Genomic DNA, 23,553 nt, shown 5'->3' on the forward strand with positions numbered 1-23,553 from the left:
CAGAATTAGTAATGCTTCTCATTGCCATGCACTACAGCGCCCTATCAGCAAGGAGATTTGCACCATGGTCTGCAACAGCATCATCGAGAGTATCGGCAACACGCCATTGGTCCAGCTACGCCGGCTCTTCGGCCGCGCGGACGCGGAGGTCTTCGCCAAACTGGAACTGCTCAATCCGGCCGGCAGCGTCAAGGACCGGCCCGCGCGCTACATCGTGGAGAAAGGCCTGACCGAAGGAGCGATCGGGCCGCACTCCCATGTCATCGAAAGCTCGTCGGGCAACCTCGCCATCGCCCTGGCGATGATCTGCGGCCTCAAGGGGCTGCGCTTCACGGCGGTGGTCGATCCCAAGATCTCGCCCACCAACCTGAAGATCCTGCGTTGCTACGGCGCGGGCATCGAGCAGGTGACCGCGAAGGACAGCCAGGGCGGATACCTGGAAACGCGTATCGAGCGGGTGCGTCAGATGTTGCGCGAACAGCGCGATGCGATCTGGATCAACCAGTACGCCAATCCGCTCAACTGGGAAAGCCACTACTACGGCGAGGCCGCCGAGATATTGGCGCAGCTTGCCCAGCCGGCAGATGTGCTGGTGCTCGGCGTCAGCACGTCCGGCACCGTGCATGGTATTGCGCGACGGCTGCGCAAGGCATGGCCGTCGATGCGCGTGGTAGGCGTCGACGCAGTCGGTTCCGTGCTGTTCGGCCAACCGTCGCAAGCGCGCGAGCTGCCGGGCATTGGCGCCAGCCGCGTGCCGGAATTGCTGTGCCGGGACGAGATCGACGAAGTGATCCATATCGACGACTACACCGCCGCCACGGCGTGCCGGCGCCTGCTGGCGCGCGAAGGCATCTTCGCGGGCGGATCTTCCGGCGCGGTCGTCGCTGCCATCGAGCAGGTCCTACACGCCACGCCGGTCAGCCATCGACCGCTGCGCATTCTCACCCTGTTCCCAGATCGCGGCGAACGCTATCTGGACACCGTTTATGACGACGCCTGGCTCGCACGCATCGCCGCGCGTCGCGCCGTGCCGAACCTCGCCGCTCTTCCTACCGTTGCCTCATTGATCCCCGCCGGAGTGTCCGCATGACCAACTCGCCCACGCTCACAGCCACCACCTTGCCCTCTGCATCGAACCCCTCCCACACCAAGCCCGAACTACGCTACCTGAGCCGCGACGACCTGATCGCGCTGGGCGCGGGCCACTCCGATGCCTTCGTGCAAGCCATTACCGAAGGGCTCGCCATCCACGCGCGCGGCGAGCATGTGCAGCCACTCAAGCCCTATCTGCGCTGGTCCGGCGCCGACCATATCGCCGACCGCATCATCGCGATGCCCTGCTACATCGGCGGCGACAACCCAATCGCCGGCATCAAGTGGATCGGCAGCCGCCAGCACAACCCCGCGCGATTCGGCCTGGAGCGCGCCAGCGCGGTGATCGTGCTCAACGACGCCACCACCAACTACCCGGTGGCGATCATGGAAGGCGGCCTGATCAGCGGCATGCGCACCGCCGCCATCACGGCAGTGGCCACGCGGCATCTGGCGCGTAGCGGCTTCACCGATGTCGCCTGCATCGGCTGCGGCCCGATCGCACAGATGCAGATGCAGACGCTCCTCGAGCAATTCCCGCAGATCCGCGCCGTGCACCTGTTCGATCTCTCGCGCGACGCCATGCATGCAATGCGGTCGATGCTCGGCAGCCGCTTTCCCGCCGTGGGCTGGGAACTGTGCGGCAGCGCCGAACTGGCCGTACGCGCCGCCGACGTGGTGGTGACCTGCACGGTCACCGATACGCCATACCTCGAACACGCCTGGCTCAAGACCGGCGCCTTCGTCTGCAACGTGTCGATCATGGACGTGCACAAGGATGTTTACGAGAAGGTCGACAAGGTGATCGTCGACGACTGGGACCAGTCCAACCGCGAAAAGAAAATCATCAACCAGCTTGTGCTCGAAGGCCGCTTCAGCCGCGAGCAATTGCACGCGGAACTGGGCGAGATCGTGATCGGCAGGAAGCCCGGCCGCGAGCGCGACGACGAGATCATCCTGCTCAATCCGATGGGCATGGCGCTCGACGACATGGTCTGCGCGCGCCACTTCTACCACCTGGCGCTGGAACGCAACGCCGGCACGCGCCTGCCGCTGCTATGAGTGGCGGCTTCCACGAACGCCTGCTGGTGCAGGACCTGATCGACGCGCTGTGGCTGGAGGACCTGCATGGATTCCGCAACCACGCGCGTATCGTGGATCACGACGCCGGGCAAGGCGCGTCGCTCGTCATCGCGCTCGGTCGGGCGGGAGAGCTTCATGCACGCGGGCGGCGCTTGCACGGCATTCGCCCGTTGGCCGTGAAGGATGCCACGTTGACACTGCGGCGCGATGGCGCGGAGACCACGGTCGATGGCGCGGCTGCATTGGCGGCGCTACAAGCCGCCGACTGGTGGCCGCAGTGCAGCGAGCGTTTGCGCGCACTGTTCGAACTGGCTCGCGCCCAATCCGCCCACACATTCGCCCACGAGGACACCATCGTGGAGAAAGCGCGCGCCGCCCCCGAAGCACTGATGCATTGGGAAGCACTGACTTGCCTCCGTGACCGACCCTTCCACCCCCTCGCGCGCGCCAAGGCTTGGGGGAACAAGGGGCGCCCCGACACGCCCGGGTATCACGCCGAAACGGGCCAACCGCTGCAGCTGCGATGGGTGGCGCTACCGCGCAATCAGGTGCGCGGCAGCGTACGCGTGCCGGAAACCGGCCAACCCATCGCCAAAGCCTTGTTAAGCCCGCACGCCTTCGAGCGGCTGCATACCTGGGCGGAGACGGCCCGGACCGATGCCTCTCACCTCTGGTTCCCGATGCATCCGTGGCAGCGGCGTCATCTGTCCGGCATGTCGTGGATTGATCTGGGCAACCACGGCGATGCGTGGCCTACCGCGTCGCTTCGTTCGATGGCCGTCCCGGACTCGTCTGAGCCATATCCCTTGCACGTGAAGCTTTCGCTCAGCGTGCAAGCCCTGGGCGCAACGCGGACACTGCCACCCCGGTATCTCCAGAACGGCGTGCTCGCGCAGGCATGCCTTGCCCGGCTACAGGCGCGTGATGCGTGGCTGGACCAACACCTGTTCCTGTGCGACGAGCAGGACTGGTGGTCCTTGCGGCAGCATGACGTCCTGACGCGCGAGCCCGGCGAACTGGCTTGCCTGTTGCGCCGCTATCCCGCGCCAGAGCAGCTGCCGCCCGGTAGCTGGTTGATGCCAATGGCAGCCTGCGCCGCTGTCACCAGCGACGGCGAACTCCCCGCGTTGCGTGCGCTGGGTGCCAACGACTCTGAACAGGCATGGGACTGGTTCCGGCATATCTCCCACCTGTTACTGGAAGCCAGCCTGCGTTGCTTCGCACACGGCGTCATGCCCGAGTTGCATGGCCAGAACGTGCTGCTGGTGATCGCCCCGACAGAAAACGGTCCTGGCCTGCACGGCCTCGTGCTGCGCGATCACGACACGCTGCGCATCTGCCCGGCGTTGATGGCCGACGTGGGTGTACCGGCACCCGACTACGCCATCGATCGCTCCACGCCCAACACGCTGATCCTGGACGCGCCCGATGCCTTGCTTGCTTACCTGCAGACGCTAGGCATTGGCGTGAACCTGTTCGCAATGGCGGTGGCCATTGCCGACGCGTATGGCGCCGACGAGAACATCGGCTGGCGCATCGTGCGTGAACAGATCGACGCCCTGCTACGCGAAGGCGTCATCGCCAGACCTCACGTTGCGGCCATCGCCCGGCATGCGCTGCTGGAAGCCGACACGTGGCCGTTCAAGCAAGTGCTCGCGCCATTGCTCGCCCGCGAAGCGATCGGCACGGGAATGCCCAGTGCGATGGGCAGCCTGCCGAATCCGCTACGCCAGCCGGAGCCATAGTCATGCGTCCCAATCGCCCCCAAACGCTGACAGTGCTGCTGACCACACAGGCGGTGGTCACCACGGGTCTGATGACGCTCGTGCCGATTCTGCCGCTCTACCTGCAAGCCATGCCGGGCACGCATGGCACCGACTGGAGCAGTGTCGCGCTGGCCGCGCCCGCGGTCGGGGCGCTCGCGGTGGCGCCGTTCACCGGCATCTGGTGCGATCGCGTCGGTCATCGCCCGGTCTTGCTCGTGTCACTGGTCGTCTTCACGGTCAGCGTGCTGATCCTGGCCACTTCGCAGCATGTCGCCGGATTCATCGTCGGTCGGGTATTGCAAGGCGCCAGCGCCATCGGCGTGATGCTGACCGCATGCATCGGACACGTTAGCGCGCCCGCCTCGCGCAACTGGGCGTTTGGCCTTCAGGAGTCGGCGGTGGCAGCCGGCGCACTGCTGGGCCCGGTGCTCGGCGGCGTGTTGCAGGATGTCTGGTCACCACGTCCGATGCTGTTTGCGGTGGCGGCGCTCAATGCCTTGCTGACGTTAGCGCTGTCGACCCTGTTGCGCGACATGCCTGCGCACACCGCGCCGGTGCCTTCCACTGGCAAGCGTCGGCCCATCCGCGATGTGCTGATGCTGCGCCGCTGGCTGGCCGCCGCCTGTCTGTCGCAGGCGGGCGCGTTCGCGCTCGTCAACGTGTTCGTGCTCTACCTGCAGCAGCGCGCGCCGCACGATGCGCTGCTAGCCAGCAAAGCGGGCACGCTCCACGCGCTCGGCTGGCTCGCGGCGATGTTCGCCAGCCCCTGGTGGGGCGCGCGCAATGATCGCGTGGCGTCCGGGCGGCATTTTCTCCTTGCCGCATCCGGATGCGCGGCGGCCATTGCACTGCTGCCGCTGGCCACCGCGCTCTGGCAGATCGCGCTGCTCCGCGTGATTCACGGCGCGCTGTTTGCCGCACTGGCGCTGTCCGTGCTCGCCCATTGCCATCGGGTGCTTCCCGCAGCGCTGCACGGCACCGCCACGGGCGTGGCGCGAAGCGCGATGACGGCCGGCCAACTCGTCGGACCGCTGGCCGTGATGGTCAGTCTGCCGCTCGGTGGCCCGAACGCCGCGCTCTGGGTAACGGCCGCCATGTTTGCCGTATCTGCCCTGCTGATCCTGCCAGACCGTTCTCCTTCATTCGCCCCTGTCCATGATGCGAGGTAACACCGTGTCAATACTCTCAGTCGAACCTGCAGTCTCCGTGCTGTACGCCAAACGTGCTTTCTCCGCGACAACCCCATCTGTCGATCCGGTGGAGCGGCGCCTGATCGAACAGTTTTTCAACACCTACTGCCGCGAAAACGGCATCCACGATCCCTGCGGCCGCGCTCACCTGTCGGCCGATCATCCTGTTCCCGCAGCGCTCGACCCAACGCTGTCGGTATGGCAGGCGTCGGGCCGCCGTACTGCCGTGATCGCACTGCCCCACTCGGGTGGCAACCACCGATGGCTCGCGGCCGCGCTCGACTACGTGTCGCCGATCGGATACCACCAGGTCGCCCACGCCGCTATGCTCGATCCCGAGGATGGCCAGCCCACGCCACTGGTCCAGGCGGAGCCCCTCGTCGACGCCATCGTCGATGCATTGGCCACCAGCTTTCCTGCTGCAGCCACGGACGAATGGCCCGCGCGTTTTGCCGCGTTGATGCGCAACAGTGCGCAGAAGGCCCGGCTCTATCACGCCGATGCGCCCGCGTCTTCCGCGCCGTCGACCTTCATCGCTGCCGAGCAGCGGTTGCGCTTCGGCCATGCCTTCCATGGAACATCGAAGGCATCCGAAGGATTCACGCAAGACGACCTGCGCCGATACGCGCCAGAGTTCGGCACCGCATTTCCGCTGCACTACCTGGCGGTAGCCAACGAGCACTTCGCGTCCCACAGCGCCGGTCACGGACCATTGCCGATTGATCCGGAGGTCATGGCGTTCGCCGCCCCCCTGCTGCGCGACGGCGAGTATCGGCTGCTGCCCTGCCACCCGTGGCAAGCTCGGCACTTGCTGCAGCAACCCGCCATCCGCGCACTGATCGCGCGTGGCGCGCTGCTGTCGCTCGGACAACGGGGCGAACTCGCCTGGCCAACGTCCTCGGTACGTACCGTATGGCTGCCACGCCAGCGCCTGTTCCTGAAGCTCGCGATCGATGTGCGGATCACCAATTTCGTCCGCAACAATCCTCCCGAGCACGTGCTGCGCGCACTCGATGCAAGTCGTGCCATCGCGCGAGTACCGGCATCGGCCCGCGCCAACGATCGCTTCACGGTACTGACCGAGCTTGGCGGCGCAGTGCTGGCCGTCGACGACCCCGGACTCCGTGCCAGCACCGCGGTCATCTTTCGTCAGGGCCTGCCCGAGCGACATGGCGATTCCGCCCAAGTGCTGGCGACTGTGCTGGAAGACCCACCGCATGGCACGAGTCTGCTTGCGACCCACTTGCGCCAGGCGCTGGGCGCATCACCGACGGTGGAAGACGTCAGCCGCTGGTGGGCGCGCTATCTGGAAGTCACCCTGCTGCCGCTAACGCGCCTGTTCGGTGACTATGGCATCAGCCTCGAAGCGCATCTGCAGAACAGCATGGTTTCCTTCCACGAAGGCTGGCCCGCGCACGGCTATGTGCGTGACATGGAGGGCGTCAGCATCAGCCGAGACCGGTATCCCTGGGCGGACGACCTCGACAGCAGCCCGGCGCTCTACGACGACGACGCAGCGCTGCACCGTTTTGCCTATTACGTGATGGTGAACCACATCGGCCATTGCATCGCGTGCATCGCCCGTACCGGCCATGGCAACGAGGCAACGCTGTGGCAACAGACCGCCCGCGCCCTGCATGACGACGGCCCCACCGCCCGAACGGTACTGGCACAGCTCGCAGCCATGCCCACGCTGCCCGCCAAAGCCAACCTGCTGAGCTGCTTCGGACGGCACGGCGAAACACCAGCCTGGGTAGCCATCGCCAACCCGCTTCATCACCCGCACGCGTGACCGCCATGCAGATCGACGACTATCAAGCCCTGATCCAGAGCGATCACTATCGCCGTGCCACGCAACGCGTGATCCGCCAACTCATGGAGGCGCTGCTGTTCGAGGACGTGTTTCGCGACACCCACTGGACCACCGGGTCCGTCACGCTCCCAGCCGTTGCAGCCGATGGCCAACCGGTGCGGTACCGCTGCGCGGTCAGGCGCATCGATGCATTTGGCCGCATCCGCCTGGGCAACGTGATACGCGCGCACGGTGGCGACGAGACGGCGGCGGACGATGTATCGCGCCTGCTGCACGAACTCGCCGGCCAGTTCGACGCCGATCCCCAGCGCATTCAGCAGTTCGCGATGGAACTGCTATCCACGCAGCTCAAGGATGCGCACTCGCACCACGCGAACGGCGCCAGCGGCCAACTGCTGCGCGACGCCGACTACGACACCGTCGAGGCACGCCTGACTGGCGCGCATCCCTACCACCCGTCCTACAAGTCGCGCCTTGGCTTCACCATGATCGACAACGCGCGTTTCGCCCCGGAATGCGCCTCGGCAGTACATCCCGTGCTGCTGGCCGCGCGACGGGATCGTTGCCGCACGTCGGCCAGCGCCACCGTGCCCGGGCAGAGCGCTGGCGCCTTGCTGAGTGATGCCGCGCGTCAGCGCTTTGACGCGGCGCTTGCCCGATACGGCGCTGACCCGGCCGACTACCTGCCGCTACCGGTCCACCCTTGGCAATGGGCGGAGGTTGCCGCGCCGACGTTCCACGCCGCCTTCGCGCAAGGTGATCTGATCGCCATCGGCACACTTCCCGAGCGCTACCTGCCCCAGCAATCGATTCGTACGCTGGCCAGTCTGGATCACCCCGGAGCGCCATCGCTGAAACTGGCCATGAACATGGTGAACACGTCGACGTCGCGCGTGCTGGCGCCGCATACGGTCTGCAACGCCGCGCCGCTGAGCGACTGGCTGGCCAGCCTGGTGGGAGGCACGACGTGGACGCCCCCGATAGCCGCGCCGATCCTGTTGCGCGAGGTGGCGGGCGTCAGCTACATGCCGGCGGCACCCGCTCAGGGACAGTACGGCGCGTTGTCGTGCATCTGGCGCGAAAGCATCCACGGCCATCTCGCCCCGGGAGAGCGCGCGCTGCCGATGACCGCCCTCGCCCACCGCGACAGCGATGGCGAGCCCCTGCTTGCGCCTTGGCTCGATCGGTACGGTGCCGCCACATGGGTGCGTCGGCTGATCGAACGCGCATGGCTGCCGGTGCTGCACCTGCTGTGGGTTCATGGAATCGCCCTGGAATCCCATGCGCAGAACATGCTGCTGATCCACGTGGATGGACTGCCCGAGCGCGTCGCGCTCAAGGACTTCCACGACGGCGTGCGTTTCTCGCGCCAATGGCTGTCGGCGGAGCCGCCCACGCTGACGGCCCCGCCGCCGGAGCACGCGCTGGTCAATCCAAACTCGTTTATCGAGACCGACGATGCCGACGAACTGCGCGACTTCACCTGCGACGCCCTGTTCTTCGTCAATCTGGCCGAGTTCGGCGCGATGCTGGCCGACCATGGCTATCTGGAAGAACCTGAGTTCTGGCGTATCGTCGCCGGCGTGATCCGCGATTACCAGGCCGATCATCCGGAGCTGGCCGAACGATTTGCGCGCTTCGATTGCTTTGCGCCGACCATTGCCATCGAGCTGCTGGCGAGCCGCCGCTTTCTGCCGGAAGTCCGCCTGCGCACACGCGACGCACCGAACCCGCTCGCAAGTGCGCCCACATCAGCGCTCACCGGCTCGCCCACAGCCGCGCCCGCAACCAGGCTTACGACAGCCCACGCACCGACGGAGGCATCGTGCAATCGTTGAAGCAGCGCTTGCTCACACCAGGCAGCGAACCCATCGTCGGCCTGTTCTGCTCGACACCGGCACCGCTCACGGTGGAACTGATCGCCGCCGCTGGCTACGACTTCGCGGTGATCGATCTGGAGCACACGCTGATCGATGGCGCATTGCTTGGCGCGATGCTGCTGGCGGCGCGTGCCAGTGGCATCGCTCCGCTGGTGCGCGTGGCAGCGTTGCATCAGGTGGCACCGGCGCTGGACGCCGGCGCGCAAGGGATTGTCTTCCCGCGCATTACCGGTGCAGCGCGGGCAAGCGAAGCGGTGGCATACTGCCACCACACCTGCGGCATCCCGGCAGGCAAGCGCGGCCTCAATGCCACCTGGCACAGCGGCTACGGCCGGGACGATCTGTGCGAAGCCGCCGAGGACGCCGCACGGCACACGCTCGTTGTGGCGATGATCGAAGACGCCGCGGGCTTGCGCAACGCCGATGACATCGCGGCGCAACGGGGCGTCGACGTGCTGCTCGAAGGTGCGGCCGATCTCTCCCAGTCGCTGGGCGTGCCGTGGCAAACCCGCCATCCGCACGTGCGCGACGCCGTGGATACGATCGCCGCCGCCGCGTTGCGTCATGACAAACACTTCTGCGCCCTGCCCCGTACACCCGCTGACGCCGCCGCATGGCGTGCACGGGGCACCCGGATGATGGTGCTTGGCGACGATCGCGGCATCGCCCGCCGTGCGATGGCCGCCCACCGGCAGGCGTGCATTGCCTAGCAGCAGCAGGACATAAGCTGCCTCGAACAGGAACAACCATGGATCTGACACACGTTACCCGCTACATCGCCGGGCGGGATACTCGCGAGCCGGTCTGCGCCTATCTCTACGATCTCGACGATCTGCGCCTGCGCACGACACGCTTGCGGGCGGCGCTGCCGGAGCAATGCGCACTGTATTACGCCGTGAAGGCCAACAGCGACGCGCCCGTCCTTCGGGCCTTGCTCGGTGTGGCCGATGGTTTCGAAGTGGCCTCGTTCGGCGAGATCGAGCGCGTCCGCGGCGTCGATGCCGAAGTACCCATCGCATTCGGCGGCCCGGGCAAGACCGATGCCGAGCTCGAAGGCGCGCTGCGTCTTGGCGTCGGCCTGATTCACGTGGAAAGCACGCTGCAGCTAAGTCGGCTGGATGCCGTAGCACGACGGCAAGGCCGCTGCGCCGATGTGCTGCTTCGCGCGAACCCCGCCTACGGTCTGCCCGGCGCCACGCTCCAGATGGGCGGCGGCGCCACGCAGTTCGGCATCGACGAGGCCCTGCTACCCGATGTGCTGGCGCAGTCCCGCACGATGCCCAATGTGCGCGTGGTTGGCCTGCATGTGCACGCCGGGTCCAACAGTCTCGATGCCGACACCCATCTGGCCCTGATCGACCGCCATATCGCGCTGGCCAAGCGCCTGCGCGACCTGCACGGCCTGACACTCGAATGGCTGAACGTCGGTGGTGGCATCGGCATCGACTATCAGAATCCGGAGCGCCACTTCGACTGGGACCGTTTTTGCCATGGACTGGCTGCCCTGCTGCGGGAGACAGCGCCGAGTACGCGCATCGTCTTCGAGTGCGGCCGCTTTATCAGCGCGGGCTGTGGCTGCTATGTTGCCGAGGTCATCGACCTGAAGCGGAATCACGACAAATGGTTCGCGGTGCTGCGCGGTGGCACGCACCACTTCCGGCTGCCCGTGTCATGGCAGCACAACCATCCGTTCCAGGTGCTGCCGAATGACCACTGGGACTATCCGTTTCCGAGGCCCGTGGTAGAGCGGCAGCCAGTGACGCTGTGTGGCGAACTCTGTACGCCGAAGGATGTGCTGGCGCGCGAGGTGCCAGTGGATCGGCTGCGTGTCGGAGATCGCATCGCTTTCACCATGGCTGGCGCGTACGGCTGGCATATCTCGCACCACGACTTCCTGAGCCATCCGCACCCCGAGCGCGTCTTCATCGGCGGTCAACCTTGATCCTACCGGGACGATTCGCAAGGAATGCTTGCCCCGGGGGCTAGCCCGATATACGGTGAAACCGGACGGTCCGGTGGTGTGTCGTGCTCACCGGCCGGTCCGGTAACGATCGGGAGCGCGTGCCACGGCGCGCCGTTCCGCAAGGAGAACAACCATGATGGAAATTCTGGACGGCTTTCCCGCAAACGTCGTCGCGGTGCACGGCAACGGCAAGCTGACGCGGGATGACTACGAGAAGGTGCTGATTCCCGCCATCGATGCCGTGCTGACCGGCCGCGAGAAGGTGCGCCTCTACTACGAGCTGGGGCCCGACTTCACGATAACGAGTATGGAGCCCGGCGCCCTGTGGGACGATTTCAAGCTCGGCGTGTCGCACTACCTGAAATGGGAGTCCGTTGCGGTGGTCACGGACCATGACTGGGTCCGGCACTCGATCAATGTGTTCCGGTTCCTGGTGCCCGGGCAAATCCGCACGTTCCCAATGAGCCAGTCCCGCGAAGCCCGCGAGTGGATCGTGGGGTAGATGCCCGGGCCGTTGTCATGCCGGGTGGCACATCGCCGCCCGGCATGACGAGGCACGCTTAGTAGTCCACGGTCATGGACAGCTTGAACGTGCGAGGTTGGCCAACCACCAGATAGCCGCCATACGACGAGGCCCAGTAATCCTTGTCCGCAAGGTTTTCCACCGACGCACGCATCGTGTAGCGCATCTGCGCGGCCTTGAACATGTATCGCGCGCCCAGATCGAAACGGTTCCAGGACGGCAGGCTGATCGTGTTGGTCGCATTGGCTTGCTGGCTGCCCGTCTGGATGTATCGACCCGAGACGGTCAGCCCCGGCACGAAAGGCAGGTCGTATTCGGCACTCGCCGTCAGCGTGTAGTTCGGCACGCCGATCGCTTCCTTGCCCTCGGTCGCGGCATTGCCGGTGTTCGACATCTTCGTATCGATATAGCCAACGCCGCCCAGCAGCCGGAGCCCGCGCACCGGCTCGCCAAACACGCTCCACTCGACGCCACGGTTGCGCTGCTCGCCGGCCACCGAGAATATGTTCCCTTGCGTAATGCCGTTGGGCTGCTTGATCTGGAAGAACGCAAGCGTTGTGCCGTACTTGCCCGCATCGAATTTGACGCCGGCCTCATCCTGCTTCGACTTGATCGGCGGGAATACGTCGTTTCGGTTTGTCGCGCTCGACGGCGGCGTCGGCCCGGCGGCCAGTCCCTCGATGTGGTTGTAGTACACCGACAGGTTCTGGAGCGGCTTGATCACGATGCCGAACATGGGCGACGTTGCCGAGTCGCCATATGGGGTGACCGCGTTGGTGTTGTAGGCGTAACCACGCGTGTTGATCACTTGATGCCGGACGCCTGCTGTAAGCAGCACGCGGTCGTCCAGGAACGACATCGTGTCAGCCACCGACACGCCGTTCAGGTTCGTACGGCCCGTCACCTGTGGATCGGTCATGCTGCTGCCCGAATATGCCGTGGCTGGACGCGCAACGACAGGGGCATCGTAAAGGTTGGTCGCGTACGTGCGGGACATCTCGTAGGCCGATCGCTTTTCCTGCTCCAATCCGGACCACCCCAGATTCACGCTGTGCTTGACTGGACCCGTCACGAAGCGACCCCGAATCCCGACCTCTCCGGTGGTTGTGTCCTGCTTGAACGGCACGCTGAGCCGCTGCGAGGTGCCGAAACCGTCGTTGCCGACGGTGGCACCGCCGTAGTTGCCGATCTCGTTGCTGTGATGCATGCCGAAGGCCGCATACGCCGTCCAGTCCTTCGCAAAGTCGTACTCGGCGCGAATCGTCCCCCACGTATCCTCGAGCATCGAGTTCGTCCAGGGTTGCGCGAAATTCGAACTCGCCGACGGCACGGGCGGCAGGGCCGTCGTTCCCGAAGCCAGCTGGATTGTGCTTCTTCCCTGATTCACCGTCTGCTTCTGATAGCCAAAATCGGCATTGACGCGAAACGCCTCGCCCTGGTAATCGAGTCCGAGCGTCAGCAGGCGCTGCTGGCGGCTCTCGGCGTCGACCGGGGTATCGCCCCCACGCGCCATCGCGTTGATCCGCGCCCCAAACTCCTTGGCGCTGCCAAAGCGGCGGCCGACATCGACTGCGCCACCCACTTGGGCATCACTGGTGTAGTCGATCGTTGCCTGCGTGATCGGCGCCACCGTGGCGTACTTCGGGACGAGGTTGATACCCCCGCCAATGCCGGTACCGGTTGGCGATACGCCGTTGAGGAACGCGCTGGCGCCCCGGAACGTTTCCACCCGATCGACCGCTTCCGCCGCCACGAGCTGACGCGGCGCGATGCCGAACAGGCCGTTCCAGCCCAGGTCGTCGCCTGTCAGCTGGAAACCGCGCACCATGTACGTCTCGGAGAAGTTGCCGAAGCCGTAGCTGGTGCGGATGAACGGATCGTCAGCCAGCACGCCGGCAATACTTCGTGCCTGCTGATTCTGGATGGCCTGCGACGTGTATGTCGTCATGCTGAACGGCACATCCATGAAGTCCTGATTGCCAAGCACGCCAAGCCGGCTACCGCGCGCGACCTGCCCGCCCGCATAGGGCGGCGGCAATTGATCGGGAGTTGCGTCGCCGTGCACGGTCACGGTGGGCAACGTCGCCGCGGCTTGCGGCGCGCCCGACGATTGGGAAGGCTGCGCATCTTCCTGTGCCAGCGCCACGGACGGCAATACGCCGGCGGCCGCCAGCGCCACGACCAGATGGCGCAGGTAAATCGGGGATGGCCGCAAGGCACGCGGTTGAACACTACGCTCTACAGCAAGAGACAAGATAAGACTCCAAAAGGAAATAACCCCCTTGCGCCACGGCCGATCCAAAAACCGTAGGGGCAAGGCATAACCCGTGTCCGCGAATGTTTTTTCCACCCGTTCGCTACTGAAAGCAGATCAATGCGAGGGCGGTCGTAACGCCAATGCCAATCGCCACGCGTGCAAGACGTGGCGTGGCACGAGGCGCCCAGGTAAATGCGCCGATCGCAGTCAGCGCACCGATTGTCAGAAGTCCAGTCCAGTAGATGACGCCGAAAGCCCAGCCCTCGGCAAACACACATGCGGCCAGCGCTGCCAGTAGCGCCAGCGTGCCGAGCACGCGCAGCTGTACGACACGCGCGGGGGATGGCGCGCTGCCGCGCCCGAACATGTCGGCGTGATGGCGCTCGATGGCCTGGGCTAGCCAGGTAAAGCCGCCCACGGCAAAGGCAAGGCCGGCGACACTCGCGGTTGGCTCGAGGCTCATGGCGACACCTCCGCCGCGCGGTGCCTGACTGCAAGAGCTGCGCGTTTTTCGGGGCCCCGCTTGCCAAGCATCCATGCGGCGGCACCGATACCAATGCCGATGGCAAGCACGGTCAGATCGAAACCGGCGACGGCAATCGGGCCGTGGCGCAGCGTCACCCCGAGGTGCGAGGCAGTGGTGATGGCGTTGAGCACCGGGAGTCCCGCGAACAAACCCGCGCCGGTCCACAGCAGCACGCGCCACATCTCCCGCGTGGGTTTCCATTGCGCCAGCAGCGCCGCCACCGCCCAGGCGCTGAAGAAGGCCCGGATCTCCATGCCGGAGCGCTGGGCCATGTCGGCCGGAAGCAGCCGGTTCGCCCAGAAGTAGGCAGCGAAGGCAATCGGCAAACCAGCGATGACACCGAGGTTGAGCGCCTCGACGAGCCGCAGCCCGAACGGCACGCGCCCGATGGCGGCGATACGCTTTGCATGGCTCTGGCGCGTCTTGACCGCCCACAGCAATGCGCCAGTGGCCACCATCAGCGCGCCGGCCAGCCCGGAGACAAAAAACAGCGCGCGCAGTAACGGCGGTGCGAAATGCGCCACGTGCAGGCCGACCATCGTGCTGCGTGTGGCGCTGGCCGCGGCCACGCTCTCGCCAAGCGCGGCCTGAACGGCACCAGTGGCGCCCGAAAACACCATGACCGGCAGCGTGGTGCCGATATTGCGGCTCTCCGCACGCGTCAGGGAGACGGTGGCATTGGCATTGTTGGGCTGCTCCACCGCTATCCGCTGCGGCGGCGTGCCGTGCCAGCGCGCCATGGCCTGCTCCACCATCGGCGCGATCGGCGCCAGCACCGCTGCTTCGTTCGCCGCCTTGACGCGCGGCGCGCGAGCCGCGAGTTCGGCCGTGAACGTCTTCTCGTCGCCCTTGTAGACGGCCTGGATGCCCCACGGCATGTACATGAACAGGAGAGTCACCAGGCCCGTATAGGTGATCATCAGATGGAATGGCAGCGCCAGTACCGCCAGGGCGTTGTGCGCGTCGAGCCAGGAGCGCGGGCCCTTGCGCGGACGGAACGTGAAGAAGTCCGTGAAGATGCGCCGATGTGTGATCACGCCGCTGATGATCGCCACGAGCATGAACATCGCGCAGATGCCCACGATCCAGCGTGCCTGGACCGCAGGTATGTAGTGCAGGTCGAAATGAAGCCGATAGAGAAATTCGCCACCACGCGTATCGCGGGCGCCGGGAATTGGCATACCGGTGCGGGCATCAAGCGTGCGTGATTCGAGGCGCGCGCGATTGCCCTTGCCGGCATCGGCCGGACCGGGCTTGCGCAGCCAGAATACGGAGATCGCGGGACGCCGGGCATCCGGCAGATTGATGAACCAGCGCTCGGCGCCAGGCGCCTCGCGTTGCAGGTATGCGTAGGCACGCTGCGCGACGTCAGCGGCGGATACGTCTCCCTCCCACGACGCGTGCAGCTCCGGCTTCATCCATAGCGAGATCTCGTCCTTGACGTAGCTTGCCGTGCCGCCGCAGAACACCAGGAAAAGGACCCAGCACACCAACAGCCCCGACCACGTATGCAGCCAGGCCATCGACTGCCTCAACCCCGGCCCCTTCTTCAGCTCAGCCATCACGCACCGCGCAGGATCAACCACCCGGCGGCCATCAGCACGCCAGGCACACACAAGCCGATCCAGGCGCGCCAGGCGGTACTGGCCGCGAACACCCAGATCACGGCCAACGCAAACCAGAGGAACGACATCAACGTCGCCGTCATCACGGATTCCGCCCGGGCGACATCGGTCCACCGCACCAGTGCCAGCGACAGGCAGCCAGTACAAAGGGCAGCCACCGCATAGCCACCAACAACGGCGGCAATCACCCGCGAGCCGATTGCCATGCGATATCCGACCGACACACGCTGCTTCATGATTCGACGACTTCCGTTCAGGCCCAACAAACACAAACGCATATGATAATGGTTTGCATTACGGATTTGAGTCGGGAACGATGAACGAGGGTTGTACGTTGGGTAAGACATTGGCAGACATGTTGCTTTCTCGACGAATCGGCACCGCGCACACAGCACAAAGATAACCAAAGATCACTTATATAGTGGATCGGACGCCACCTGCTGGAAACGACCTGAACATCGTCCCCCGTTTGACCTTCATCCAAACATTGTTATAAATATTAATCATTTGCATTCGCATTAGTATTTCAGTCGAATTCAGCCACGTCCAGGTGCTGAGCCACGCACCAGAACAACAACAATCCAGGAAGTCCGTATGTCCATGCTTGATTCATCCAACAGACACGCCAGCTTGCGTGCGCGCAATTCGACGCGCTCGGCACGCCCGCTGCCGATCCTGTCGCCGGTAGCCATTGCCGTGCTGGGCTTCAGCCTTTCGCAGCCAGCGCAGGCACAGTCGCAGGACACAGCCGACGCGACCATGCTGCCGGCTGCTACCGTGGTGGCGGACCGCTCGGGGGAGGCCGTCAAGGTGGAACGGGTCAATGGCGGCGCGCTGGGCGACCGCAAGCCCGTGGATACCCCCTTCTCCGTGGTGGCCGTATCGGGCGACGAGATCCAGCAACGCCTGGCGCAGACGGCCAACGACGTGTTCAAGTACGACCCGGCCGTGTCGGTGCTGGGCGATAACGCGCGGACCGAGAACTCCTACTTCGCTGTGCGCGGCATGCGCGTGGACATGCTCAATGGCACCAAGGTGGATGGGCAGAACTTCGTCACGTGGGATGCCGACATTCCGCTCGAGCCATTCGAACAGGTGGAACTGCTCAAGGGGCTGTCAGGCTTCATGTACGGCTTCGGCTCGCCCGGCGGCATCATCAACTATGTGGTGAAACGTCCGACGGACAAGCCGTTGCGTGAAGTCACGGTCGGCTACCAGGCCAACAGCGTCTGGAGCGAGAAAGTCGACCTCGGCGGCCGCTTCGGCGTGGATGATCGCTTCGGCTATCGGATCAATGCGGTCAACGAGGATGGCAACACCAACGAGCCGAACGTGCATGTGCGGCGCCAGGCCTTCTCGCTGGCCACGGATTTCCGCATCACCCCGGACCTCACATGGAATGCCGACGTCATGTACTGGAAGCGCAAGTCGCAGGGCACGATCTTCGGCCTGTCGTTCGCGTCGGACCTGTCCATCCCGCCCGCCAGCAGCGTGGCCCGGAATCTGGCACAGCCGTGGTCGTCGCACGAGACCGACACGCTTACCGTAGGCACCGGCGTGGACTACCGTATCAACGATGCCTGGCAGGCCAGCTTCAAGTATCGATTCGCACGCCAGAACCGGCTTAACGCCGACAGCTTCCTGTACGTCACCAATAGTGCCGGGGATTTCTCCGACACCAACTACCGCTGGAAAACCGCCTACTACTACCAGGCGTACGACGCAATGGTGCAGGGCAAGTTCGAGACGGGTGCGATCAAGCACGATATCGTTGCCGGCATCGGCTACCTGTCGCAGGTGCGCGAACTCGACAACGGTCTTGGCGGCAATGGCATACCCATGGGCTCCAGCAATCTGTATAACCCGGTGCCGCTGCCCGAGCAGCCGGACGTGGGCAAGGACTACATCCCGTACCGCGACTACAGGATTCAGCAGAAGTCGGTCTACCTGAGCGACACGATCCAGTTCACGCCACGTTTTTCGGTACTGGCCGGCGTTCGCTACAACGACTTCACGCAGGACAACTACGATCCGTCGCAAGTCAAAACCTCGCACTACAGCGCCAATCCGTTCACCCCAACCGTTGCGCTGATGTACAAGACCGACGACTTCTCCACGGCCTATTTCAGCTACGTGGAGTCGCTGGAGCAAGGAGGCTCGGCGGGCGTCACCAATGTCAACGCCGGGCAGACCTTTGGTCCGCTCAAGAGCCGGCAATACGAACTGGGATTCAAGACCGACCGCGACAAGTGGGGCGCCAATGTCGCGCTGTTCCGCGTCGAAAAGGGCTACGAGTACACCAACTCGGCCAACTACTTCGTGCAGGACGGCAGCCAGCGTTTCACCGGTCTGGACACAAGCGGCTGGTTGCGCGTAGCACGCGATGTACGGCTGATGGGCGGTGTGCTTTGGCTCGACACGAAGACCTCTGGCGTCGACGATCCCCAGGTCAATGGCAAGCGCGTGTTTGCCACGCCGAGCTACATCGTGACGGGCCGCATCGAGTACGACACCCCGTTCGCCCCCGGCCTGACGCTGTGGACCGGCGCCAAGGTAACCGGCGATATGTATGTCAACTCGGCCAACACACAGCACATACCGTCATACACCACCGCCGATGTCGGCGCGCGCTACACCACGCGCATGGCTGGCAAGACGCTGACGGTGCGCGCTGTGGTCAACAATGTGTTTGGACGGCGGTACTGGACGACCACGTACGATGGCTTTGTCCTGCCAGCGTCAACACGCACGTTCCTGGCGAACGCGTCGCTGCAGTTCTGACGACCACGCGCACCATCAGCATTCATTGGCTGCCCCGAGCTGGCCCGGCCCCCTGCCGCCTGATTTCAGACTCCGGCTGGCACTCGCGGTGGCGCTTCGAGGAAGCGCAACGGTCGTCCCAGAGGGGTCGTCCCGACGAGCGCTTCGTCCCGCACGACGATGTGGCCACGCACCACGGTATGGATCGGCCAGCCCGTAACGCCGATGCCGTCATAGGGTGTCCACCCACTGACACTCGCGATCCAGTCGTTGCGAATGGTCCGGCGAGCCGCCAGATCGACCAGCGTCAAGTCGGCGTCGTAGCCAAGCGCGATACGGCCTTTCCCTTCGACACCGAAGATCCGGGCCGGTCCGGCGCTTGTCAGGTCGACGAATCGCTGAAGACTCAATTGGCCACGATGCACATGGTCGAGCATCACCGGCACCAGTGTCTGCACACCGGTCATGCCGCTGGGCGAAGCTGGATATGGACGACTCTTTTCCTTAAGCGTGTGAGGCGCATGGTCACTACCGATGACATCGACGACGCCCTCGCGAATCGCCTGCCATAGTGCGTTCCGGTGGCAACGTTCACGGACTGGTGGATTCATTTGAGCCAGCGTCCCCAGTCGCTCGTAGCATTCTGGCGCCTCCAGGGTCAGGTGGTGCGGCGTCACTTCAACTGTCACGCGATCCTTCCGATCCGCCAGGAAGGCAATCTCTTCGGCAGTCGAAACATGCAGGATATGAAGGCGCCGGCCAGTATCCCCAGCAAGCTTCACGATGCGCTGCGTGGCCAGCAATGCGCTGCGGGCGTCTCGCCAGACCGGGTGCTGGCGCACGTCGCCGCTCGACTCAGCGATGATCCTGCGTTCGCGCAGCCGGGCCTCATCCTCAGCATGCACGGCCATCCTGCGGCGACCGTGCGCCAGGATCCGGCATAGCACCTCGTCGTCATCCGCCAGCAGGTCGCCGAACGAGCTGCCCATGAAGATCTTCACGCCAGCACAGCCAGGCAGACTCTCCAGGTACTCCAGGTGCTCGGCATTCACCGACGACCCGCCGATGTAGAACGCGTGGTCGCACCACGCACGGCCTTGTGCCGCATCAAGCTTGGCCCGGAGATCCTCCGCACGCAATGTGAGCGGTTGCGTGTTCGGCATCTCGAATACCGCCGTGACGCCGCCCAGCACCGCACCGCGCGTGCCGGCCTCCAACGTTTCCTTGTGCGTCAAACCGGGCTCGCGGAAATGCACCTGACTATCGATAACCCCCGGCAGTACGTGCAGACCCTTCGCGTCGAGCGTGGCATCGGCCGTCCACGAGCACTGGAGGTCTCCAAGCGCCACGATGCGACCGGCCGCACATGCGACATCGGCGCGATCGACACCGTTGGGGGTGACGAGGGCCCCGCCGATCACCAGCAAGTCCGCATGGCGGCGTGCCGATGGCAGCCCAACGCCGGGGACTGTTCCATCCGTCACGCTGTGTCCTCCACGATTGCGCGTGGCAGCGTGGAGCGTGGGAGCAACTGACATGTTTCAGAACTCGTTCTGGATGGCTTTGTATCCGCGCACCAACGCGTTGTTGGTCAGCGCGACATCTTCGGAAAACTCGCTGGCGTCGACGGACACCTTGGGGAGTGTGGCAAGGTCGGTGGACCGTCCAATGCGCATCGTCGACGGAACATGGAAGCCGGCCGGCAGGTGGCAGCCATCGACCACGGCGTTGAAGCGCACCACGCAGCCGTCTTCCACAACGCAGTCGAACAGCACACTGTTGAACCCGATAAACACCCCATTGCCGACCCGGCACGGACCGTGGACGATGGCACGATGCGCGATCGAGGTACGTTCCCCGATCGATACACGCGCGCCAGACTTGGAATGGATGACGACGCCGTCCTGGATGTTGGAATGCGCGCCAATCAGGATCGGCTCAAGCTGGCCGTTGGCATCTACCTCGTCGGCACGAATCACCGCGTAGGGACCGATAAATACGTTCTCGGCAACAACGACCTTGCCGCACAGGACGGCCGTCGGGTCAACGAAGGCGCTCGGATGAATCTGCGGCAGATCGCCGCTCGGATTCTTTCTGATCATGTTGCGGATTCCTGGCGTGCTAATCCGCACGCGCGCGTTTTAACCGTTCGAACAACGCCGGGTCGCTCCATTGCGCCGTGATGGCTGGGGCGAAGACGATGGATTCAAGATCGATGCGTCCCATGCGGGGATTCTCGGCGTCCTCACGGAAACACTGCGCATAGCCGGTCTCCGTTTCATGGACGATGACGGAGTGCAATCGCACGTCCCCCTCGCCATTTCGCAAGGCGGTTGTGGCTAGCACCGCATCCACCAGCAGGAAGAACAACCTTGAAAATTGTTCGGCGCTTGGCGACACCGGTATCAACACCCAACGCTCTGAATGCTGGCGCATGGCCGCCAGATACGCTGGGTCGTCGCCGGTCCATAGCGTGACCGTATGGTCGAAGGCGTCGAGCAACGTAAACGCGCCGCCTTTGAGCAGGCCGAAGTCATAGACCATCTGTCCATGGTCGAGTGAGTGTGCCTCCAGCAGTAATTCGATCTTGTACGAGTGCCCGTGGATGGAGTGCGAGCAGCGCCTCGTGCTGCATCCGCGCACGATATGGGCGTTCTCGAAGCGGAAGAGCTTGCGAATCAGCATGGCTTCGTCACATGACACCCGCCGCCCTTATGCTGGAGTTCCATCGACAAGGGTCCAGGTACTCCCATTGGGCGTGTCGTGAACCAGGACACCGGCCGCGCCAAGTTCCTCACGCAGTGCGTCTGCCCGTGCGAAGTCGCGGCGCTTGCGGGCCTGCTCGCGCTCCGCGACCAGATGGTCGATCCGTGCCGCGTCCGCAGTAGTGGCGAGTCCATGGGTGACTGCTGCCCCGGCCAGTCCCCGGAGCGCGGAGTTTGGATCCTGCTGGAACAATCCGAGCAACCGTCCCGACGCCATCATCCGTGCCTTGGCCACGGATCGGCTGGCATCAGCACCTGCCTTTTCCAGCTCGGCGAGCAACACGTGGAGTCGCGCCAGCGCACCCGGAATGTTCAGATCATTGTTGAGAGCCGCGATTACCTCCTCGTCGGGCTCTTCGCCGGGCGAGATCTCGATGTGTTCGGCCATCTTCAGCCCCCGGTAGAAGCGCAACAGCGTCTGGCGCGCCGTCAACAGACGCTGCGCGTTCCAGTCGAGAGGATGCCGGTAATGCGCCGAAAGCAGCGCCAGTCGTATCGCTTCCCCCGGCGCCTGACCCAGCAGATCGCGCAGCAGCAGAACGTTGCCGAGCGACTTGGACATCTTCTGACCGTCCACGGTAACGAAGCTGTTGTGAACCCAGGTGCGGCAGTACAACTCGCCATTCGCGCAAGTGCCCTGGGCAATCTCATTCTCGTGATGCGGGAATATCAGATCCTGACCACCCCCGTGGATGTCGATCGTGCTTCCCAGGTGTTGCCCGATCATCGCTGAGCATTCGATATGCCAACCTGGTCGCCCGCGTCCCCACGGACTCGGCCAGCCCGGAAGCTCGGCAGTGGACGGCTTCCAGAGGACAAAGTCCAGCGGATCGCGCTTGTACGGTGCGACCTCGACGCGCGCGCCGGCGAGCATGTCCTGTGGTCGGCGACCCGAAAGTTGACCATACGCGGGAAAGGACGGCACGTGAAACAGGACATGATCCTGTTCGACATAGGCATTCCCATTTGCGATCAGCCGCTGTATCAACGCAATGATCGCGGGGATGTGCTCGGTGACGCGCGGCTCCAGGTCAGGAATCAACACGCCCAGCGCGCGCATGTCTTCGTGGTAGGCATCGATATAGCGCGCTGTAATGGTGCCGATAGGTACGCCCTCCGCCGCCGCGCTGGCGTTGATCTTGTCATCCACATCGGTGAAGTTGCGGGCGTAGACCACTTCTGCGTACTGCTCGCGCAGTAGCCGCGCCAGCACGTCGAAGACAACGGCCGGCCTGGCATTGCCGATATGTGCGAAGTTGTAGACCGTTGGCCCGCAGACATACATCGCGACGCGGCCCGGCTGCCCGGTCCGCAAGGGCTCCTTCTTGCGGGTCAGCGAGTTGTAGAGGCTGAGCGCGGAAGTCATGCAGCCACCTCCCGTGCGTGCTTCATCTGCAACGGCGCAGCCCAAGCCACCGCATCATGAGGATGGAGACTCTCAAGGTGCCGAACGTGAACTCTGGGATTCGCGAAACGTCCGTCCAACGCAACCTGAATGCGGCGCGCCGCGTCTTCAACGAACATGAGATTCTGGCCATTCAGCGCAGCGAATGCCTGCTCATCGGCGCGCTTGACGGCAGTCTGTACCGGCGTGCCCAGCGCGCGCTCGATGTGGTCGACGAGGTCGAGAAGCCCCAGTTTCGGCAAGTTAATTGCAATGTCCACGGTGATCGACGCCTCACTGCGCTGGCTGTGTGGCGTCGCCAGCGTGCCGTGTTGCCGCAACCAGGCTGAGACTCTGGCGACGTCGACTTGACGCTCATGCGCGAACGCCTTCGTAAACCCTTGCTCTACCAGTTGCCGGGTCAACGCCGCGGAGCACGGGCAAGTCGACGAGTAGCCTGCAGTGATCCGGGCCGTCAGCGCGAAGACATTGCCGACCAGCGATGCGTCCAGCCGCACCGGGTACGACTTCCATCCTGCAATGCCTTCCGTGACCAATGCGGGGCGACGAACTAACAGATCAAAACTCAGGCGTAGTCGCGCGCTGCCTGTCTCGCAATCGCGATGACTGTCCACCACCGCTTCGAGCAACCGCCGTATGCGGATGGGCGAAAGCCCCTCGCCGTCGTCCGGCGCATCCAGCAGCGCGTACAGGCGAGACATATGGATCCCCTTGACCCTGGGCGCGGGCAGGTCGACATGAATGTCCGCGCGGGCGTGCAACTGACGCCGATAGCCAGGCTCGACAAGCCTGATTGGCAGGTCAATGCCCTGCATGCCGACCCACTCGAGCGGGGTGAAGGTCGGGGAGGCTTCGGTCAGGGAAACGTCGGGAAGGGCTGCGCTCATGCTTTCGTTCGGATTGGG

General features: G+C 64.5%; 19 protein-coding genes. 10 read left to right on the top strand and 9 right to left on the bottom strand.

Translation table 11 applies throughout. The features are described 5' to 3' along the window. Positions 1-64: 64 nt before the first annotated feature. The 9 genes from sbnA (at position 65) to WD006_RS16015 (ending at position 11,289) form a co-directional block, all read left to right on the top strand. Entirely contained in the window at positions 65-1,090 is a 1,026-nt protein-coding gene (gene sbnA / locus WD006_RS15975; RefSeq protein ID WP_011515904.1) for a 2,3-diaminopropionate biosynthesis protein SbnA, read from the top strand. Further along, complete coding sequence (gene sbnB / locus WD006_RS15980) at positions 1,087-2,154, top strand: 2,3-diaminopropionate biosynthesis protein SbnB (RefSeq protein ID WP_011515903.1); 1,068 nt, start codon at positions 1,087-1,089, stop codon at positions 2,152-2,154. Before sbnA ends, sbnB begins: the two co-directional genes overlap by 4 nt. Then, complete coding sequence (locus tag WD006_RS15985) at positions 2,151-3,920, top strand: IucA/IucC family protein (protein ID WP_029308156.1); 1,770 nt, start codon at positions 2,151-2,153, stop codon at positions 3,918-3,920. The genes sbnB and WD006_RS15985 overlap by 4 nt, the downstream gene beginning before the upstream one ends. Before the next feature lie 2 nt (positions 3,921-3,922). After that, positions 3,923-5,110, top strand: a complete 1,188-nt coding sequence (locus WD006_RS15990; protein ID WP_011515901.1) for an MFS transporter — start codon at positions 3,923-3,925, stop codon at positions 5,108-5,110. Continuing rightward, positions 5,097-6,923, top strand: coding sequence for an IucA/IucC family protein (locus tag WD006_RS15995; protein ID WP_029308157.1), 1,827 nt, complete (start codon positions 5,097-5,099; stop codon positions 6,921-6,923). Before WD006_RS15990 ends, WD006_RS15995 begins: the two co-directional genes overlap by 14 nt. Before the next feature lie 5 nt (positions 6,924-6,928). Next, entirely contained in the window at positions 6,929-8,782 is a 1,854-nt protein-coding gene (locus WD006_RS16000) for an IucA/IucC family protein (protein ID WP_029308158.1), read from the top strand. Further along, entirely contained in the window at positions 8,770-9,534 is a 765-nt protein-coding gene (locus WD006_RS16005; protein WP_029308159.1) for an HpcH/HpaI aldolase family protein, read from the top strand. Before WD006_RS16000 ends, WD006_RS16005 begins: the two co-directional genes overlap by 13 nt. A gap of 38 nt (positions 9,535-9,572) precedes the next feature. Then, on the top strand, positions 9,573-10,766 hold the full coding sequence (locus tag WD006_RS16010; RefSeq protein WP_011515897.1) for a type III PLP-dependent enzyme: 1,194 nt from the start codon (positions 9,573-9,575) through the stop codon (positions 10,764-10,766). 154 nt (positions 10,767-10,920) lie between these two features. Continuing rightward, a complete protein-coding gene (locus WD006_RS16015; protein WP_029308160.1) occupies positions 10,921-11,289 on the top strand; it encodes an STAS/SEC14 domain-containing protein in 369 nt (122 codons plus the stop codon). 58 nt (positions 11,290-11,347) lie between these two features. On the opposite strand, the gene WD006_RS16020 is transcribed toward WD006_RS16015, so the two are convergent. The 4 genes from WD006_RS16020 to WD006_RS16035 all read right to left on the bottom strand — a co-directional run bounded on the left by WD006_RS16020 (position 11,348) and on the right by WD006_RS16035 (position 15,954). Beyond that, positions 11,348-13,564 (bottom strand): TonB-dependent receptor, encoded by a 2,217-nt coding sequence (locus tag WD006_RS16020; RefSeq protein ID WP_234710852.1) that lies wholly within the window; start codon positions 13,562-13,564, stop codon positions 11,348-11,350. Positions 13,565-13,667: 103 nt separating this feature from the next. Then, complete coding sequence (locus WD006_RS16025; protein ID WP_029308162.1) at positions 13,668-14,030, bottom strand: DUF3325 domain-containing protein; 363 nt, start codon at positions 14,028-14,030, stop codon at positions 13,668-13,670. Beyond that, the gene (locus WD006_RS16030) at positions 14,027-15,655 is read right to left on the bottom strand and encodes a PepSY-associated TM helix domain-containing protein (RefSeq protein WP_029308163.1); all 1,629 of its coding nucleotides are present in this window, start codon (positions 15,653-15,655) and stop codon (positions 14,027-14,029) included. The genes WD006_RS16025 and WD006_RS16030 overlap by 4 nt, the downstream gene beginning before the upstream one ends. Then, complete coding sequence (locus WD006_RS16035; protein WP_029308164.1) at positions 15,655-15,954, bottom strand: DUF3649 domain-containing protein; 300 nt, start codon at positions 15,952-15,954, stop codon at positions 15,655-15,657. Before WD006_RS16035 ends, WD006_RS16030 begins: the two co-directional genes overlap by 1 nt. Before the next feature lie 358 nt (positions 15,955-16,312). Between WD006_RS16035 and WD006_RS16040 the strand changes: the two genes are divergently transcribed. Beyond that, positions 16,313-18,499: a TonB-dependent siderophore receptor gene (locus WD006_RS16040; protein WP_029308165.1), complete on the top strand. Its 2,187-nt coding sequence runs from the start codon at positions 16,313-16,315 to the stop codon at positions 18,497-18,499. A gap of 65 nt (positions 18,500-18,564) precedes the next feature. Here WD006_RS16040 and WD006_RS16045 read toward each other — a convergent pair whose 3' ends face one another. From WD006_RS16045 to folE2, 5 genes are read right to left on the bottom strand one after another with little or no spacing between them, the layout of a single operon-like run. Then, positions 18,565-19,962, bottom strand: coding sequence for a dihydroorotase (locus WD006_RS16045; RefSeq protein WP_051723150.1), 1,398 nt, complete (start codon positions 19,960-19,962; stop codon positions 18,565-18,567). Between the two features lie 57 nt (positions 19,963-20,019). Continuing rightward, positions 20,020-20,580: a hypothetical protein gene (locus WD006_RS16050; RefSeq protein WP_008650594.1), complete on the bottom strand. Its 561-nt coding sequence runs from the start codon at positions 20,578-20,580 to the stop codon at positions 20,020-20,022. A gap of 19 nt (positions 20,581-20,599) precedes the next feature. Continuing rightward, positions 20,600-21,163, bottom strand: coding sequence for a 6-pyruvoyl trahydropterin synthase family protein (locus tag WD006_RS16055; RefSeq protein WP_029308167.1), 564 nt, complete (start codon positions 21,161-21,163; stop codon positions 20,600-20,602). Between the two features lie 27 nt (positions 21,164-21,190). Then, a complete protein-coding gene (cysS, locus tag WD006_RS16060) occupies positions 21,191-22,609 on the bottom strand; it encodes a cysteine--tRNA ligase (RefSeq protein ID WP_029308168.1) in 1,419 nt (472 codons plus the stop codon). Beyond that, a complete protein-coding gene (folE2, locus tag WD006_RS16065) occupies positions 22,606-23,535 on the bottom strand; it encodes a GTP cyclohydrolase FolE2 (RefSeq protein ID WP_029308169.1) in 930 nt (309 codons plus the stop codon). Before folE2 ends, cysS begins: the two co-directional genes overlap by 4 nt. Positions 23,536-23,553: the final 18 nt, after the last annotated feature.

Source organism: Cupriavidus sp. Met-2 (assembly GCF_049843575.1).
In the GTDB taxonomy this organism is placed as follows: Bacteria; Pseudomonadota; Gammaproteobacteria; order Burkholderiales; family Burkholderiaceae; genus Cupriavidus; species Cupriavidus metallidurans.